Genomic DNA, 17053 nt, shown 5'->3' with positions numbered 1-17053 from the left:
CCTAGATGTTAGTAGCTCTAGGGCGGCTTTCGATTCAGGACTAGCTCTTATACACGAGGTTGTTGGTCGGCGTACACACTAGAGATATCTCGAGACGTCCAAGCAATGATTCTAAATCGAAAGGAGGTCTCTTACGTGAGATTATTTGTTGGTCTAGATGTAAGTTCGTTTGATATGAAAGTTTGCTTTTTAAATGGTGAAGGAGAAAAGCTAGATTCTTTTTCAGTCAGTAATGACTTACCAGGTGCACAGGTACTTAAAGAACGATTATTACAGTGCACAACCAATCAAGAGGTTGAAACTTTAAAAATCGGCTTAGAATCTACATCTGTTTACAGTTTTCACCCATCCATGTTTCTCCATCATGACGAAGACTTAAAAAGATTTGGCACAAAGGTATTTCTTCTAAATCCAAAACAAGTCGCAAACTTCAAGAAAAGTTATTCAGACATGAATAAGACTGACGAAATTGATGCCTTTGTCATCGCTGATTATTTACGATTTGGGCGAAATCAAATGTCCATCGTGAAAGAAAGTCAATACGTGGCATTACAGCAATTAACAAGAGCTCGTTATCAACTCGTTAGAATGTTGACAAAGGAGAAACAACATTTTCTACAACACCTAAGTTATAAATGTAATACGTTCTCACAAGAAGTCGATTCTTCTATATTTGGTAACGCCATGATGGAATTGTTCCTTGAAAAATTCAGTCTAGAAGAGCTAGCTGACATGCCTTTAGAGGAACTCGCTGAGTTCCTACAGGAAAAGAGTAAAAATCGATTTGGTGACCCGAAATGTGTCGCATCAACCATTCAAAAGGCTGTTCGCACGTCGTACCGTTTAGATAAGGTGGTAGAAGACTCAATCGATATTCTTTTAGGAACATCAATCGAAATCATTCGTACCTATCAAAGACAAATTAAAGAACTAGAAAAATCTATTAAGCGGATCATGGCTGGATTAACGCAAACATTAGAATCCATTCCTGGAATCGGGCCTATATATGCCGCTGGTATTATCGCTGAAATTGGCCAAATCGAAAGATTTGACGATGAAACCAAAATCGCAAAATATGCCGGGTTATATTGGCGTACATACCAGTCTGGCCGGTTCACCGCTGAAAATACTTCATTATCTCGTAATGGGAATCATTACTTGCGGTATTACTTAGTTGAAGCCGCCAACTCTGTAAGAAAGCATGTATTGGAATACCAAGAATATTACGCAAAAAAGTATAATGAAGTACCAAAACATCAACACAAACGTGCACTCGTTCTAACCGCAAGAAAATTTGTGCGATTGGTGGATGCGCTACTACGTAATCACCAACTCTTTACGCCTGAAAGGTGTGTGAAAGTGTGACATAAAACTTGTCATCGCTACCTTTCAATCAATTCCAGTATTTTACATGCGGTGCTGGTCTAGTTTCGTGATGTCTTTTTTAAGCAATTTGTCCTTTGATAACTTCAAAATATATTATTTTTCAGTTGACATACTACCGCAGGTCTCTTCTATTAAAATTGTATAGATAGTTGATAGCAGTGTCATATACGAACCACACAGCTATCCATTCTCCCAATGATGAAAAGGCAACAATGCATTTGCAATCATTGTACTCATTATTTTCACAAAACACTCTTGTTACTGATTGTTATATATAGGCCGTACTTATCCCCCCTTCACGACTCCTTATATTTTTATCCTACACAATGAAAATCTCTTTTTTCTTACCTATTCCTTACAAATTCCTTACATACAAAATCACTTGTACACTAGGGTTGAAGTAGCATCTGTGCCCGAAAGCGCAAAAAACACCGATGCTTTTCGCTTCAGTGTTTTTGCGCTTTACATATTGAAGATTCGTTTTACTCTTAACAGGTTAAACTGCTAATTTTTTCTAATGCGATTATTCTTCTTGCTATATAAAACAAATTTCATTGTGTTATATGAAACACTATGAAATTTGTCATTAAGGCATATTATTCTAAATTTATTGATGTACTTGAGATGGACTCACTTTTTGAATTTGAACAAGTATATCAAACGCTTACCTAATGATATATCAACAGTTTTTGGTATATCAGGCCCTTCGGTAGTTATTCCAGCGAAAATTGGATGTTGTTCGTGTAACCAAGTTTTTGTCACGCCGTTCGCCTTACGTAAATCAATAAAAAATTGATCTTTTTTGACCTGTCCAAAAATGTAGTTATAACTGTTTGGATCATCCAATTTTAATGTTCCATAGGGGCCAAATTCACCGTCACTATTAATTGGCCACAGTAAGACTTTATTTCAAACCCACAAAAAATAGATTACCTGTACAATAAAAAGTATAGGTAATCTATTTTTTTTTGAGATTAATAAAAACCTAATTTATTTTTTGAATTCTTCCATCAATAATAGACTGAATTGGTTCTTTTGATTTTTTTATATAATCTACTAATGCTTCAAAATCAGTTGGTCCTGTTTCAGCATCTTTACCGTTTTTAAAAGATACAAATCCATCTCCACCTGAAGCTAGAAATGCGTTAGCAACGACGCTGTAAGTTTTAGAAGGAATAATTTCTTCTCCATTTGTTAAGCGAATACTTGTTACTTTTTCTCCATTAGGCTTGTTCGCATCCCAAGTGTATTGGATACCTGAAATTTGAAGCATTCTTGTTATATCTTTTTGCCATTGTTGATTTAAAATATCACGAATGTCTTGACCTGTTAAATTTACTTTTATTAATTGATTTCCGAATGGTTGAATACCATATATCTCTCCCCATGTAATATCACCAGCATCTAAGTCATTACGAATACCACCAGGATTCATAAGTGCAATTTTGGATTGCATTGTTGCACGCTGGGCATCAGCAACTAAATTTCCGAGAGTAGATTCACCAGCCGTATTGAGTTTACGATCTAGTGGAGCAATAGACTTACCTACAACTTCATTAACAAGAGGTGCGATTTTTGCTTGATATTTCTCCATCTTCTTCTTTATTTTTTTATCAGGCTCCATGCCTTCATGGTAAGTTGTAACAATTTCTGCTTTTTTCTCAACAATATCTTGTGTCTTACGATCAATCTTTACATCAACATCAGCAAAAGCCATACCATATGAATTTGCTTGTACGACAAGTTTATTATTAACAGTTCCATTTACATAAGTATGGCTATGGCCACCAAAAATAACATCGACTTCTGGATCAGTCTCATTTGCTAATCGGACAATATCACCATTTGTTACGCCGTTCCCATCTGTTGTACCTCCGTTATGTGCAAGAACAACGATAGATTTAACGCCTAGTTTTTTTAATTGCTTTACGGATTTGTTAATAGCTTCAACTTCATCTGTAATTTCTACATTCTTTAGCATAGTAGGCATAACAAGGTTAGGAACATCCGTTGTTACGACTCCGATAAAGCCAACAGGCACTCCTTGTACCTTTTTTATAGTGAATGGTGGTAAAAATAGACGCCCGGTGGATTTATTATAGAAATTCGCAGCAACATATGGGAATTTTGCTCCTTTAAAATTCCCTGTTTTCTCATGGTACCCACCATAAATAAGGCGGTTCATTTCCGCAACACCTTCATCAAATTCATGATTCCCTATAGTTCCAACATCGAATTTCAAATCATTTAGAAATTCAATTGTAGGTTCGTCTTGTAATAATGCTGAAACAGGAGTACTTGCTCCAACAACATCGCCGGCATGTACCTTTAATGTATTTGGATTTTGTTTTTCACGATCACGTAAATAAGCCCCTAAGTACTCAATTCCCCCTGCATCTTTATTGTTAATTTTTTTTACTGTGTCTAGTTGCCCATGAAAATCGTTAATACCGAGCATTTGTACATCTATGTAGCGGTTTTGTTCTGTACTTGCTTGGATTGAAGGCGCAGCAAATACACTAGTAAAAGTAACTGTACTTAATGCTAAAGCAACTGGAATGATTTTTTTCAACATAAAATTTCTCTCCCCTAATTAAAATCTGACATAATACGATGTTATTTTAATATATTAAAAAAATTATTTCCATAAAAATTCTACCAATTATAAAAATTAATAAGATTTTATTGTTTTCTGACAAGATATTTTTTCCTCAAAAAAATGTATATTTCTTTGTTTTGAGGAAGAAATATTATCTTGATAGTAATATAACAATACTTCTAAGAAATCTAAAAAACTCTAATCAATACATTTTAGCTGTTAAGAAGAATATTCAATCCAAAACTAATGGCGATTTATTAACCTAACATCTCAATATCAATATTTAAAAAGATGCTCCTGGATTTATCCAAGAGCATCTTTTATAAAGCTTTATTTTAACTTATTTATAATGTCTCAATTAACAATTATATAGTTGTAATCAGTCCTTTAAAAATGATAGGAGTGCTTCATTAAATTCTTTAGCATGCGTTGCATTGAGCCCATGTGGACCACCCTTTATTAATGCTACTTTAGAATTAGGAATTGCTTCATGTGTTAATTTCCCACTATATTCATATGGTACAGTTGCATCTGAATCACCATGAATGACAAGGGTAGGTATATTAATCTTGGCTAAATCGCTTCTGAAGTCTGTTTTGCTGAAAGCAGCGATACAATCTAATGTTCCTTTAGGTGATGCACCCGCAGCGATATCCCTATTGTAAAGTCGAAATGGTTCACTAACTAAGTCAGTTCGATCTCCAGCAGCAAAAAAACCTTTCGTAAACTCATCAAGGAATGCTATGCGATCACTTTTCACTCCATTTTCAAATCCTTGAATTGCTACATCATGTAATACACCCTCAGGATGATCTGCTGACTTGTAAAGGAATGGTGGTACAGCTCCGGCAAATACAGCCTTCTCTATTCTATGGGTTCCATATTTCCCAATATACCGGGCTACTTCGCCTCCCCCCATAGAAAAACCAACAAGTGTGACATTTTGAAGCTCTAAATGTTCTAATAGTTGATGTAAATCAGAAGTAAAGGTATCATATTCATACCCTTCCCACGGCTGAGATGATTTTCCAAAGCCTCGACGATCATATGTTATAACTCTGTATCCAGCCTCAACAAGAGCGGGAACTTGATATTCCCAAGATCGACCACTTAACGGCCAACCATGAATGAGTACAACTGGTTTTCCTATACCATGATCCTCATAATATATCTCAATTGGTGCTTGATTTTCGGTTCCTACAGTAATTTTTGCCATTCTCCTACCTCCTTTAATATGTATCCTTTTCTTCAATAATTCGGATGAATCTCATAAGCTATTCATGCACGTTTATGTTGTGAACTCTAAGTATGAAACTCTATTGTTCCAATGCATTTTTTCTCCGTTTGGAACAATCCCCCCTCTAATACCTTTTTCATCATAAAATAATTACTGAACATTACTCATATTCAATTGTAATAACAAAAATAGGTGACTATCAATATTGTTCTATCTATAGGATGTATAGGTAAAACCAATCTATTTTATAGTGAAAACAACTATAGTTACGACCTATACAAATTATAGATAATTTAGAATTGATTAATGAATCAGTTTTCAAATACTATAAATTTGTATAGCACTTCATGTTCTGTGAATGCTGCTATAACCAATATTATTGGTCAGCTTAGTTATAAACGAAGAAACTTATGATAGTATTCGACTATTTAAACTTTCTTCGATTACTTAATTTTTAGGAGGAATACATAATGACTGATCTCTATTCTCGTATTAACAAAGATGATGCTGTCGTGCTTTTAGTAGATCATCAAACTGGTCTTATGTCCGGACTAGTACGTGACTATGGTGTTGATGAATTCAAGAACAATGTTTTAGCTCTTGCTCATACTGCTAAGTTTTTTGATTTACCAGTTATTTTAACAACAAGTTTTGAAAACGGACCTAACGGACCTTTAATGCAAGAATTGGTTGATCTCTTTCCTCATGCACCAAAAATAGCTCGACCTGGACAAATTAACGCATGGGATAATGATGATTTTGTAAAAGCAATCGAAGAAACTGGAAAAAAGCAAATTATCATCGCCGGCGTAGTTACGGACGTTTGTGTTGCTTTCCCTGCACTTTCCGCTATAAAAGCTGGATATGAAGTATTTGCTGTTACTGATGCTTCAGGTACTTTCAATAAACAAGTTGCAGATGCTGCAAATACTCGTATGGCACATAGTGGTGTGCAACTTATGAACTGGTTTAGCGTAGCTTGCGAATTACAACGCGATTGGCGCAACGATGTCGAAGGTTTTGGCAATTTGCTTGCTAGCAATCTTCCAGGCTATCAAAATATAATTGGAAGCTATATGGGCGCACAGCGAGATCTTAGTAAACAAAATGCATAAATGTATTTCAAGGAAATAGCTTTAAATCACTTTTTAAAAAATGGATAGTATACATTTAGTGCTGATTAAATCAGCACTCTCTTTTTAATTAACAGAAAAAACATTATTTTCAATAATATTGATTTTAAACAATTAAAAAAGGAGCGTTTTATTATGAGTAATTTAGAATTGTTAAATCCGGAGAACAGTGCCTTAATTTTGATTGACTTTCAGCCTCAAATGACTTTTGGAGTTGCAAGTATTGATAGACAAACATTGATTAATAACGTTATGCTGCTTGCTAAATCAGCAAAAACTTTTAACGTACCTACTATTCTTACTACAGTTGAAACACGCAGCTTTTCTGGTTATTTTTGGCCGCAAATTCTTGACATATTCCCAAACCATGAAATTATAGAACGCAGTTCAATGAATTCTTGGGAAGATCCAAAATTTGTTGAAGCAGTTAAAGCAACAGGTAGAAAGAAATTAATATTTGCAGCACTTTGGACTGAAGTTTGCCTTGCATTCCCTGTGCTTGAAGCAATTAAAGCTGGCTATGAGGTGTATGCAGTTGATGATGCTTCAGGTGGTACTAGTTTGACAGCACATAACGCTGCTATGCGTCGTGTAGAACAAGCTGGTGCAATTCCAGTGACAGCAATTCAAGTTTTACTTGAATACCAACGTGATTGGGCACACAAAGACACTTATGATGCTGTAATGGAGATTGTAAAAGAACACACTGGCGCTTATGGTCAAGGTGTAGAATACGCATATACTATGGTTCACGGCGCGCTTCCAAGCAGAAAAATATGAAACTAGAAGGAGTAGCTGTCGAAGAGACTCATACAGAGAACACAATGGATGCTGCTAATCCAGTAACAACGATTGTTACATGGGAAATTCAACAGGGTAAAGAAAAACAGTTTGAAACATGGAGACATGAAATTGAGGCTGCGGCTACTAAATTCCCAGGACATTTAGGTGTAAATCTAATAGTCCCAAGTAACGAATCCAGAGAGTATACTGTTATTTTTCGCTTTGATACGTATGAGCATCTACGTGCTTGGCAAGAATCAGATGTTCGCCGGGATTTGTTAAAAACGGCCGAGCAATTTCAAGCCACTAATCCAACTTACAAAACTGAAAGCAGTTTGGCTTATTGGTTTGTTACTCCGAAAACGCCAGTTCCACCGCCAAAATGGAAAATGTCTATCGTTACCCTTTTGGGTGTATGGCCTCTTAGCATGTTAGTTCCTAAATTGATAGGACCTATTATAAAACATATGAATCCTATTATGTCAGCTTTTTTTGTTTCTGTATGTATAGTGTCCTTGCTATCATGGGTAGTCATGCCGATTTTCGGTAAATTATTTCATCCATGGTTACAAAATAATAGAAAGTAGACGAGGTGTGAACATGACTTTACCGGATATGATCTTATATAACGGAAAAATTACTACCCTTGACCCTTCTCAACCTGAGGTATCTGCTATCGCCATAACTGATGGTTTAGTCACTGCAGTAGGTGGAGATGAGCTTCTTAATAGTGCCACGGAAAAAACAAAGAAAATAGACCTTAAAAGAAAGAGAGCTATTCCAGGCCTGAATGACTCTCATATACACGTTATTCGTGGTGGTCTACATTATAATATGGAATTACGTTGGGAAGGCGTGCCATCACTTTTTATTGCTCTAGAAATGCTCAAAGAACAGGCAAGGCGTACACCTGCTCCTCAGTGGGTAAGAGTAGTTGGAGGTTGGTCTGAATTTCAATTTAAAGAGAGACGGTTGCCAACTTTGGAAGAAATTAATGCCGTTTCTGAACACACTCCTGTCTTTGTGCTACATCTTTACGATAGAGCACTTGTAAATCGTGCAGGGCTGCATGCACTGGGATATACGAAAGATACACCAGACCCTCCAGGCTGCTTAATTGAGCGGGATAAACGAGGTAATCCAACAGGCCTTTTAATTGCGAATCCTAACGCTTCTATTCTTTATTCAAGTTTGGGTAAAGCACCAGTACTTAATTTTGACGACCAGATTAACTCAACTCGCCATTTTATGCGCGAATTAAATAGATTAGGTATTACAAGTGCTATTGACGCAGGTGGTGGATTCCAAAATTATCCGGATGATTACAAAGTTGTTGAACATTTAGCCGAGAAGGAACAATTAACTTTGCGTATTGCTTATAATCTATTTACGCAAAATCCAAATCATGAATATGAAGACTTTGCTTCATGGGCAAAAATTGTTTCTCCAGGTCAAGGAAGTGATAAGTATAAAATGAATGGTGCCGGAGAGATGTTAGTATTCTCAGCAGCCGATTTTGAAAAATTTCAAATGCCACGGCCTGAACTAGCTACGATGATGGAAGCTGACTTAAAGAAAGTAATTTCTCTATTGGTGGAAAACCGTTGGCCCTTCCGTTTACATGCAACTTATGATGAGTCAATCACACGTTTCTTAAATGTATTTGAGGAAGTTAACAGTGAAATTCCTTTTAATGGTCTACGATGGTGGTTTGACCATGCAGAAACAATCTCAGATCGTAGTATGGAACGTGTTAAGGCTTTAAATGGCGGTATTGCCATCCAAGACCGCATGGCTTTTCAAGGTGAATACTTTGTTGATTTATACGGAAAGGAAGCTGCAAAGCGTACTCCTCCGATTTATCGTATGTTAGACCTTGGTATACCTGTTGGCGCCGGTAGTGATGCAACTAGGGTTTCCAGCTATAACCCTTGGGTTGCCCTTTACTGGATGGTTGCCGGAAAAACCATTGGTGGGCTTTCCATATACGATGAAAAAAATAAACTTGATAGAAAAGTAGCCCTGGAATTATATTCAAAAGGAAGTGCGTGGTTCTCTGATGATGAAGGTAAAAAGGGAACCCTGGCAGTAGGTCAGTTTGCTGATCTTGCTGTATTGTCTGCTGACTACTTTACTGTGCCAGAAGAAGAAATCAAAAACCTTGAATCATTACTCACCATTATGGGTGGGCAGGTTGTTTATGGAAATGATGAATTTAAAAATTTATCACCTGAATTGCCGCCAGCATCACCTGATTGGTCACCGACGGGCGTTTATGGTTATGGTGGTGCTAACCTAGCCAACACTATACTTTCCCACGATTCCCATGATAACAAGTTACATAGTTGCAGTAACCCTCTCCATCAACACACTCATACCGTAATAGGAAAAGATGGAACTACATGGGGTATCGGTTGTACTTGCTTTGCTTTCTAAGTCAAAACCACCGGTATAATGCCGGTGGTTTTCTTTCTGCAATAAGGGTATGTAGATTCGAAATAGCATTGTATATCCCTACATGGAATGTGTTACTATGCGATAAGACCGAAGAATTGATTGATTAACTTAACTTGTTTTTGATAGCCTTCTCTCCTTGCAAAGTCTGTCCTTTTTTCCTTAATTAAAAGTCAATGGTATCCCCCTCTTGATCGACTACACCACACATATAAATCCACTGCCCTTTGACTTTAATATAGATCTTAATTTTTCAATTGTTACACTAGAATCATTATTATTTCTATTACACTGATACTTTTTGCGAATCATTTAACTTCTGCATAAAGATACGTGCTGCAAAACTTAAAAATTTATCATCAAAGTGAATAAGATTAATATCTTGGCTTGGTGTTGGATCAGTAATACGAACTATGCTCAAAGTATCATTATTAACAAAGTTAACCAGTGAAAGAGGTATTATGGCAACCCCATGTCCATTGTATACAAGGCTCAATAGAGAAATAGAAGATTTTGTTTCTATATTTGCTTCAGATAAAGATAACCCTAAACTCTCACAATATATCTTAATAGATTCACGACAACTACATGAAACCATTATTCTACTCAGCCCTACTAATTCTCGAAAAGAAACAAATGATTTTTCATTCAAAGGATGATTTTTTGGAATTACAAGGACGAGCTCTTCACTATACAAAAGGGTGCTTGTTAATATGTCTGGAATTTGAGCACTACGTGTAATCCCGAAATCAATATTTTTGTCAACGATTTGATTTACAGCAACTTCGGATTCTATAATCTTTACTACAATGTTGGGATAATGTTGTTGAAACTTCATAATATAAGGTGTTAAATAAGTGAGATCCTCTAATAAACCTCCTATAGTAATCACACCTCTTTTTACACCCTTTAATTCAAAAATTTCATTATACACGTCATCAAATTGTTGCATGATAAATTTTCCTTTATCAAATAGCAGCTTACCCGCTTCTGTCATTTTGATACCTCTTCCAACTCGATGAAACAAGGGTGTATCAAGTTCCCCTTCTAAAACACGGATTTGTTGACTTAAAGTCGGCTGTGAAATACCTAGAACTTCCGCAGCTTTAGTGAAACTATTATTATTACAAACTTGAATAAAATACTCTAAATGACGTAATTCCATTCTTGATACCCACTCTCCGCTTTATGAAAGATTTATAATTTAAAGGACGATATGTATACGTTAACATAACAACTTTATTTCATGCTATACCAATTGAAATTACATGGTTTATTCATTTTGTATTATAATAAATTTACTACCATTTATTAATTTTTCCTCCTATTTATTTAAATTAGATTTAATTAGGACATTACTAATTCGAGATATATTTCTAAAAATTTATAGTTCGAGTGCATAATACCCTAATTTTTTCAACTTTTCGATTATCATTTTTTTCTCAATATAGTCCAAACCACCAAATATATGCCGAATCGCCTCTTTATGCTGAGGAAAAATACTATCCATTAACTGAATACCATCTGAAGTAATTGACGCATACGTGACACGGCGGTCTTTTGGACATGGTTTTCGTATTAAGAACCTCTTCTTTTCCAACTTATCCACTACATACGTGATACTACTACTTGCAAGTAATATTTTCCCTCCAATTTTTTGTATAGGCTGATCGCCTTTACTATATAGTAGCTCAAGCACTGCAAATTCAGTTGGATTAAGTCCATAACTTTTTATATCCTCTTCAATACGCTTAGTAATTGCCTGTGCTGCCCTTGATAATGTAACAAATAACTTTAAAGATAAGCTCTCATCATTAATCACACTCATAATTACCAATCCTTTACAAGTTATCTTGAATTCGAGATTTATTATATTATCGTCGAAATATTATGTCAATAATTCATTTTAGTTTTATTAAGCCCCTTATCATTTATTTCTCAACATAAGAAATATGGAATTAGAAGAAAAAATTGTTAATATATAAGTATCTCAATTACGTTATTTCTTTTAAAGAGAGCTTGTATTCTAACGCAAGTTCTCCTTTTTTATATTCTAAATTGAATCCGGACAAAGTTCACATATTGAGTCTGCCCATGTATATGCTATAGTTTTTAAACAAAGATTAGAGCCCTCCTACAAGAAGGAGAGCTCTAATCTTTCATATAAATATTCACAATTTTTATCATTGCGGGGACATCAAAACTTTAACTTGATAGGGATATGGCACTACCCCAATTAATAAATATTATTAACTATATATCTATCATATTTTTTATAAACAGGATTAATTAGATTTAAAAAAAGATTTCTTTTTCTTTACTCGTAATAAATCACCTGTCCATCCTTTGACTCGCATATATAAATACATACCCCCTGTTGTGAAAAAAATAAATAAGAGAGCGATTAAATAGCTATATTTCCATTCTAGTTCAGGCATGTATTTAAAATTCATTCCCCATAATGCTCCTAAAGCTGTCAAAGGCGTACTCACAGCAGTTAATACAGTAAGAGCTTTCATAATTTCATTCCCACGATGAGAAGAAACAACTTCTTGTAAATGAATCATCGTGTCTAATTCTTCTTGGTACTCTTTAACAAGTTGTAATCCACGCTCTAATTTTACGTGTGTTTGTTTATAACAAAGGGTGTTTGTTAAGTTTTCTAACCAAGCTTCCTCCAAGCCTTGTAACACTTCCTGTATTAAGCGAAACACATGTGTGTTCATAAATAATTCATGACGAATATGATAAATTCTTTCTAAAACTGCTATGTTATTATGATGATAAAAATCCCATAATACATTTCTGAAATTGTTTTCAAAATAGTCAACCTTTCGTAAATAGTGAGATATAAATATTGATAAGATAGCACATACTCCTTCAGCGGAACTATTACAATTTTTTATACCCATAGGGAAATTATGTATTAATTTTTGGAAATCCTCTTCCTCTTTTTCCTGGACTGTTATCAGTATTCCATGAGCTACGAAATAATGAATAAATTTTTGAATTTTGGCATCCTTTTTATCTTGATCATATAAAAACGAACCATATACACAAGTTTGACTTGGTGATAACGTATAAACATATAATCCATTTTCACAAGGAGAACTTATTTTCTTTACAAATTGAGAGAAATAAGATGTTACATCACGAGGGATTATAGAAGAAAGTTTTTCAAGCTCACTAGTTTTCACATGATACCAACTCCATTTCGTCATTTTTATGCATTCCATATTATTCTTCCTTTCTAAATAGTTTTATGTTTGATCGAATCATATCCGTAATATGAAATTTGTATGTAGGTATTCATATCTTGGAGGAAAAGTTTTTAAATCATCTAAATTACAAAATAAATGGCATAGGAGGTCTTATTCTTTTAAAAGAAAGACCCCCTATATATTAGTTATTTTTATTCTCAATTTTAAACATTTCCTCTATACAAGCACTTTTTATCTTTTCTTATAAATAATTTATTATATATGGAAATCAAGCCCTATAATTTAGCAGTTCTATTCAACAAAATTCATTTCGATCGTTATTATAATTGGGATTTTTGTGCAGATTGATTGGTGATGTCCTCAAATACTTGACTTCCAATAATATAGTATCCATGAAGCGCGGCCTCTTTTGAAGCGTCTACCATACGGAAAGAAGCAATTTCACCTTGCATTTTTTCAATTCGTTTTTTGTGGATATCTACTATTCCTCCGGTCCAAATAATAGTATCATACTGGTCTAACTTAAATTGTTCTTGTAATACACGCATGACGTCTTGGAAGTGTGCATCCAACTCTTTTTGAATTAAAATATCCACCTGACTTGTCTCATAATTTTCGTCTCGATCTCCATATCCTTTTTCTAATATTTTTGGCATGTCGTTAATATGCAATTGATTACTTTCACCCGCATGATTCTGCAGGATATTCTTAATATTTTTCAAAGGCTTGCTACATCCTAGTTCCGTCTCATAATGATTTAAAATGAGATTCTGTTTCATATCTGCCATTTCTAATGTACGAAATCCACCATCAATAATTAAGATGCGATCTTGTTCCTGAATAATTCCCTCTTTTAAGAAATAGGCATGTAAAGCGACTGGTTGCTGAAGAATCAAAGCATTTTCCACCGTAATATTAATAAATTTCCCATCAATTTGCACGGAAGTTTCTTTTTTTAGTGCATGTTGTAATTGCTCGTGCTGACTACCAAAACAAGTGACTGGAAGCCCGGTAACAACTAAAGGTAACACGACATTTTCTTTATAATCCTTTGCAATGCAACCAAATATTTGTTGTTTAAAACGTTCGCTTTCATAATAATTTTCTATTTCTTCATTAAATGGAGGAAGCAATGAAGCGTCAGATTGATGTGCTTCATTTCCCATGTAGTATGCAAAGTCTAAGTCTATAAAACTCACCTTTGTTAAATCTTCACTGTCAGTATGATTAGGTACAGGGGCTAGTGTGGAAGCTTCACTCTTAATCGTCATCTCAGAATCTACATCCTGTCGATATGCCCGCTTGGTAAAGCCAATTCCTACATCAATTGCATACAGAGATTTCATACTTTTTTCCTCACTTTCTCTTTTAAGAATTAAATCTAGGCACTCTCTTCTTTCTCTTCTTTCCCTTCTTTCACATATTTCTTTTCATTTTCCGTTTTTTCTCCGTCTAGGTTCCTACTATTTTCATTTATTTCGTAATCCTTTTCATCTTTTTTCTTTTTGTTACTTTCGTTTTCTGTTAAGTCTTTAATGGTAGAAATGACAACTGGTGTGGCTGTAAGCAATTGTGGTAATGTTTGTTTTGCAACATTAGCTGCAGTTGCAGAGAATTGTTTACTTGTCTCAGTTACCTTCTCCAATGTTTCCTTTATGTTTCCTTCTTGTAGTTTTTCTTTTACGCTTTTTCCTTTTGTTTGTATAGCTTTCCGATTTTCTTTTTTTAATAGGGAGACGATGACTCCGGTCGTAATCCCAATCACAGCATATTTAAATATTGTATGTTTCATTTTTCTCACCCTTCTCTACTTTTATTTTCTTCAATGCTACAACTTAAAATAATTACCTTACCTATTGCAATCTATTAGAGAGAATGATAGGTTTGCGACTTCCTATCACTCGCCATTGGTGTTTCAGCTGTTACTAGGAGTAAAATCCTCCCTTGATCTAGCTTTTCTTCATATAAGTTAGCTTCCTCCTTCGACAATCCCATTTCTTCCATTTGATTTCGAAGTTCGTCCCCTTTTTTGGAGAAAAAGTTGATAATACTTGTTCCCAATCCTTGTTCTTTTACTCCAATCGTATTTGTGTTTGTATCATCCGCAATCTTTTTTGTTAGATGTTTTTCATGTGTTAAGACATACATGTCATCTTGGTGAATCCCTTGCAATTCTAGCTCTTTTACTTTCATAACTACTTCCTGTTCATTTTCATATTCATGAACCACCGGTTTTCTTTCATTCTTGTGCATTGTATTTTTCCTCCTTTAAATTTTTTATTTTTTTATTTAGTTGTTATGTAATATGTAATACACCTATTTTAAAGATGTTAAACCTAAATTTTCAAAAAATTTCATAAAATAAGTTATAAATGTTTTTGAATATCACAGCGATGTCACGAGAAGTTTGCTTTGATAAAAGTGCTACAAATAACGATTTGTTTGGAAGGCAAGCCCATTGTTTTATAGAAAATTTCTATTTAGAAAAAGTTACAAAAGGAGTACAAGATATTTTTTTCGTTAATTAAATCCTAGGAAAATAAAAAAGCACTCTTTTTAAAAGAGTGCTAAAAAACATATAACCTAATAATGTTTCTAGTTTGATTACAGAAAGAAAGTCTTTATTAAAACATATAGTTGCTAATTTAATTGCGATCTTCCTTGCACCCAAGCAGCAATGTCATTTATAACATACTCAGGGATATTAGCAGGACTATAATATTCATCCGGTTTACTTATTTCTCCATCACCTTCTGTAAAGAAATGATTTAACTTCGGATATAGTCGATAATCGACGTTATCTCGTTCTTTTAATTGTTCTTTCCAAAGAGGCATTTCGATTTTTGATTGAACTTGATAGTCTCTTTCCCCTTGAATAATAAGAAGCGGTGTCTTTTGTTCTTTTGACATTTCGGCTGCTTTAATTTTTCGGATAGAATCCCAAAATATTGCTGATCCTAAGTAAAAATCTTTTGGGGGATTCTGACTAGAGAAATTTGGATCATTTAATAATTCAAATTGTGCTTTGTAGAATTTATATTCATCTAGATTCATTGCTCCAATAGAAAAAAGGTACTCAAATTGATCTAAAACAACGTCTTGGATCGTACGAGCTGGCCCACCCATTACAATTGCCCCAGCAATATTATTATTTTGGTCTTTTTCAATCATTTTCGGAAGCATCATTCCACCTTGACTATGACCAAGAATATATATTTGATTCTTATTTATTAGAGGCTCATTTTTAAGAAATTGAGTTACAAAAAGAGCATCATCTGTTGTCTCTTTATCAACTGTATAAAAGGGACTAAATTGTGTTTTCAACCCATGTTCATAAGTTCTTTTATTATAGCGAAGAACAGCAATTCCCTTCGATGCAAGACCTTCAGCTAAATCGCGAAATGGTTTTAAAGCAAACGCTGTTTCATCCTGATCGGTTGCTCCTGATCCTTGAACAAGAATAACCGCTGGAAAAGGACCCTTTCCTTTTGGAACCGACAATGTTCCTGGTAATGGAAATGCACCACTTCCAACTACTACTTCTTTATCAACAAATGATTCAGGCTTACTATATGATGGACGCTCTGCAACAGGACTAAACGACATGCTTAGTTGAAAATCGTCTATTTTTCCAGATGGATCTAGTTTAATTAGTAAAGGTACAGTCATTTTTTCAAAAACTAATTGAATCTCCACATTTGTATGAACAGGATTTGTCTCTTTTTGTGTAACCTCTCCAATTTCTATAAAAGAACCTGCTTGTAATTGTACTGGGAGTCCCTCCCAATAGCTCTTCAGCCATTCTTCGGATATTATTTTCTGTAATGACCTTGAGGTTAAATCAAATGCAGATTTATAATCTTCACTATTCATATGACGAATAAATGAAAGAGTAGTAGATATAATAGGATTTTCATCATCACTATTGTCTACTTTTTTTATAGGTGTGTTTGCTTCCTTTAATTTCGAAATAAATTGATGGTTAAACGGATAATTATATGTATCAGGATATAAGCTTGTTTTCAATACTTCCGTATTCCGTCCCTCATACAAACTTGAAGAACTCGTAAAATTTTCAGGTAAAATTACTTCCTCCGCATATGAGACTGAGGGAATTGTTATTGAAAAAATCGCACTAACAAGTAATAACTTATTACTTGTTCTTCTTTTCTTACCCATACTTATTGATTCTCCTTTCAAAATTTAAAATTTCTAATACAGTATGCCAACTATAAGGAAA

At 34.5% G+C, this 17053-nt stretch carries 15 protein-coding genes and 1 pseudogene; 6 read left to right on the top strand and 10 right to left on the bottom strand.

Annotated elements, in window-relative coordinates; all coding sequences use genetic code 11:
- Positions 1-135 precede the first annotated feature (135 nt).
- Positions 136-1365, top strand: coding sequence for an IS110 family transposase (locus MHI28_RS01140; protein ID WP_100909797.1), 1230 nt, complete (start codon positions 136-138; stop codon positions 1363-1365).
- A gap of 628 nt (positions 1366-1993) precedes the next feature.
- Here MHI28_RS01140 and MHI28_RS01135 read toward each other — a convergent pair.
- The 3 genes and pseudogenes from MHI28_RS01135 to MHI28_RS01125 form a co-directional block, all read right to left on the bottom strand.
- Positions 1994-2271, bottom strand: a pseudogene (locus MHI28_RS01135) (erythromycin esterase family protein); the annotation flags it as partial.
- Between the two features lie 100 nt (positions 2272-2371).
- Complete coding sequence (locus MHI28_RS01130) at positions 2372-3961, bottom strand: bifunctional metallophosphatase/5'-nucleotidase (protein WP_086402533.1); 1590 nt, start codon at positions 3959-3961, stop codon at positions 2372-2374.
- Positions 3962-4364: 403 nt separating this feature from the next.
- Entirely contained in the window at positions 4365-5201 is an 837-nt protein-coding gene (locus tag MHI28_RS01125; protein WP_001074305.1) for an alpha/beta fold hydrolase, read from the bottom strand.
- A gap of 491 nt (positions 5202-5692) precedes the next feature.
- Here MHI28_RS01125 and ycaC point away from each other — a divergent pair, with 491 nt between their 5' ends.
- The 4 genes from ycaC (at position 5693) to MHI28_RS01105 (ending at position 9574) form a co-directional block, all read left to right on the top strand.
- Entirely contained in the window at positions 5693-6337 is a 645-nt protein-coding gene (gene ycaC / locus MHI28_RS01120; RefSeq protein ID WP_000131212.1) for an isochorismate family cysteine hydrolase YcaC, read from the top strand.
- Positions 6338-6490: 153 nt separating this feature from the next.
- On the top strand, positions 6491-7135 hold the full coding sequence (locus MHI28_RS01115) for a hydrolase (RefSeq protein ID WP_000067162.1): 645 nt from the start codon (positions 6491-6493) through the stop codon (positions 7133-7135).
- Positions 7132-7725 carry an antibiotic biosynthesis monooxygenase gene (locus tag MHI28_RS01110; RefSeq protein ID WP_000763041.1) on the top strand — a complete coding sequence of 198 codons (594 nt, stop codon included), beginning with the start codon at positions 7132-7134 and terminating at the stop codon, positions 7723-7725. Before MHI28_RS01115 ends, MHI28_RS01110 begins: the two co-directional genes overlap by 4 nt.
- A gap of 13 nt (positions 7726-7738) precedes the next feature.
- On the top strand, positions 7739-9574 hold the full coding sequence (locus tag MHI28_RS01105) for an amidohydrolase (protein ID WP_000174494.1): 1836 nt from the start codon (positions 7739-7741) through the stop codon (positions 9572-9574).
- A 304-nt stretch (positions 9575-9878) separates the two neighbouring features.
- Here the strand turns inward: MHI28_RS01105 and MHI28_RS01100 are convergent, their stop codons facing one another.
- The 6 genes from MHI28_RS01100 to MHI28_RS01075 form a co-directional block, all read right to left on the bottom strand.
- Complete coding sequence (locus tag MHI28_RS01100; protein ID WP_000423185.1) at positions 9879-10757, bottom strand: LysR family transcriptional regulator; 879 nt, start codon at positions 10755-10757, stop codon at positions 9879-9881.
- A gap of 219 nt (positions 10758-10976) precedes the next feature.
- Positions 10977-11420, bottom strand: a complete 444-nt coding sequence (locus tag MHI28_RS01095) for a MarR family winged helix-turn-helix transcriptional regulator (RefSeq protein WP_000111431.1) — start codon at positions 11418-11420, stop codon at positions 10977-10979.
- A 457-nt stretch (positions 11421-11877) separates the two neighbouring features.
- Complete coding sequence (locus MHI28_RS01090; protein ID WP_086413304.1) at positions 11878-12828, bottom strand: magnesium transporter CorA family protein; 951 nt, start codon at positions 12826-12828, stop codon at positions 11878-11880.
- Between the two features lie 305 nt (positions 12829-13133).
- Entirely contained in the window at positions 13134-14159 is a 1026-nt protein-coding gene (locus tag MHI28_RS01085; RefSeq protein WP_000839445.1) for a ParM/StbA family protein, read from the bottom strand.
- Between the two features lie 35 nt (positions 14160-14194).
- Positions 14195-14605, bottom strand: coding sequence for a hypothetical protein (locus MHI28_RS01080; protein WP_000683212.1), 411 nt, complete (start codon positions 14603-14605; stop codon positions 14195-14197).
- A gap of 74 nt (positions 14606-14679) precedes the next feature.
- Positions 14680-15066 (bottom strand): general stress protein, encoded by a 387-nt coding sequence (locus tag MHI28_RS01075; RefSeq protein ID WP_000549431.1) that lies wholly within the window; start codon positions 15064-15066, stop codon positions 14680-14682.
- Between the two features lie 119 nt (positions 15067-15185).
- Here MHI28_RS01075 and MHI28_RS01070 point away from each other — a divergent pair, with 119 nt between their 5' ends.
- Positions 15186-15341: an acyl dehydratase gene (locus MHI28_RS01070; protein ID WP_074789697.1), complete on the top strand. Its 156-nt coding sequence runs from the start codon at positions 15186-15188 to the stop codon at positions 15339-15341.
- 112 nt (positions 15342-15453) lie between these two features.
- On the opposite strand, the gene MHI28_RS01065 is transcribed toward MHI28_RS01070, so the two are convergent.
- On the bottom strand, positions 15454-16992 hold the full coding sequence (locus MHI28_RS01065) for an alpha/beta hydrolase (protein WP_340827560.1): 1539 nt from the start codon (positions 16990-16992) through the stop codon (positions 15454-15456).
- Positions 16993-17053 lie beyond the last annotated feature (61 nt).

The sequence above is a fragment of the Bacillus sp. FSL K6-0268 genome, assembly GCF_038005425.1.
In the GTDB taxonomy this organism is placed as follows: Bacteria; Bacillota; Bacilli; order Bacillales; family Bacillaceae_G; genus Bacillus_A; species Bacillus_A thuringiensis_S.
The sequence above is the reverse complement of the archived record's forward strand: the minus strand, read 5'-3'. Positions and strand labels throughout refer to the sequence as shown.

What these genes read in the sequence shown, in the direction of transcription:
- MHI28_RS01130 (WP_086402533.1), bottom strand. Translation starts at nt 3,961, where the DNA reads ATGTTGAAAAAAATCATTCCAGTTGCTTTAGCATTAAGTACAGTTACT.
- MHI28_RS01125 (WP_001074305.1), bottom strand. Translation starts at nt 5,201, where the DNA reads ATGGCAAAAATTACTGTAGGAACCGAAAATCAAGCACCAATTGAGATA.
- ycaC (WP_000131212.1), top strand. Translation starts at nt 5,693, where the DNA reads ATGACTGATCTCTATTCTCGTATTAACAAAGATGATGCTGTCGTGCTT.
- MHI28_RS01115 (WP_000067162.1), top strand. Translation starts at nt 6,491, where the DNA reads ATGAGTAATTTAGAATTGTTAAATCCGGAGAACAGTGCCTTAATTTTG.
- MHI28_RS01110 (WP_000763041.1), top strand. Translation starts at nt 7,132, where the DNA reads ATGAAACTAGAAGGAGTAGCTGTCGAAGAGACTCATACAGAGAACACA.
- MHI28_RS01105 (WP_000174494.1), top strand. Translation starts at nt 7,739, where the DNA reads ATGACTTTACCGGATATGATCTTATATAACGGAAAAATTACTACCCTT.
- MHI28_RS01100 (WP_000423185.1), bottom strand. Translation starts at nt 10,757, where the DNA reads ATGGAATTACGTCATTTAGAGTATTTTATTCAAGTTTGTAATAATAAT.
- MHI28_RS01095 (WP_000111431.1), bottom strand. Translation starts at nt 11,420, where the DNA reads ATGAGTGTGATTAATGATGAGAGCTTATCTTTAAAGTTATTTGTTACA.
- MHI28_RS01090 (WP_086413304.1), bottom strand. Translation starts at nt 12,828, where the DNA reads ATGGAATGCATAAAAATGACGAAATGGAGTTGGTATCATGTGAAAACT.
- MHI28_RS01085 (WP_000839445.1), bottom strand. Translation starts at nt 14,159, where the DNA reads ATGAAATCTCTGTATGCAATTGATGTAGGAATTGGCTTTACCAAGCGG.
- MHI28_RS01080 (WP_000683212.1), bottom strand. Translation starts at nt 14,605, where the DNA reads ATGAAACATACAATATTTAAATATGCTGTGATTGGGATTACGACCGGA.
- MHI28_RS01075 (WP_000549431.1), bottom strand. Translation starts at nt 15,066, where the DNA reads ATGCACAAGAATGAAAGAAAACCGGTGGTTCATGAATATGAAAATGAA.
- MHI28_RS01070 (WP_074789697.1), top strand. Translation starts at nt 15,186, where the DNA reads ATGTTTTTGAATATCACAGCGATGTCACGAGAAGTTTGCTTTGATAAA.
- MHI28_RS01065 (WP_340827560.1), bottom strand. Translation starts at nt 16,992, where the DNA reads ATGGGTAAGAAAAGAAGAACAAGTAATAAGTTATTACTTGTTAGTGCG.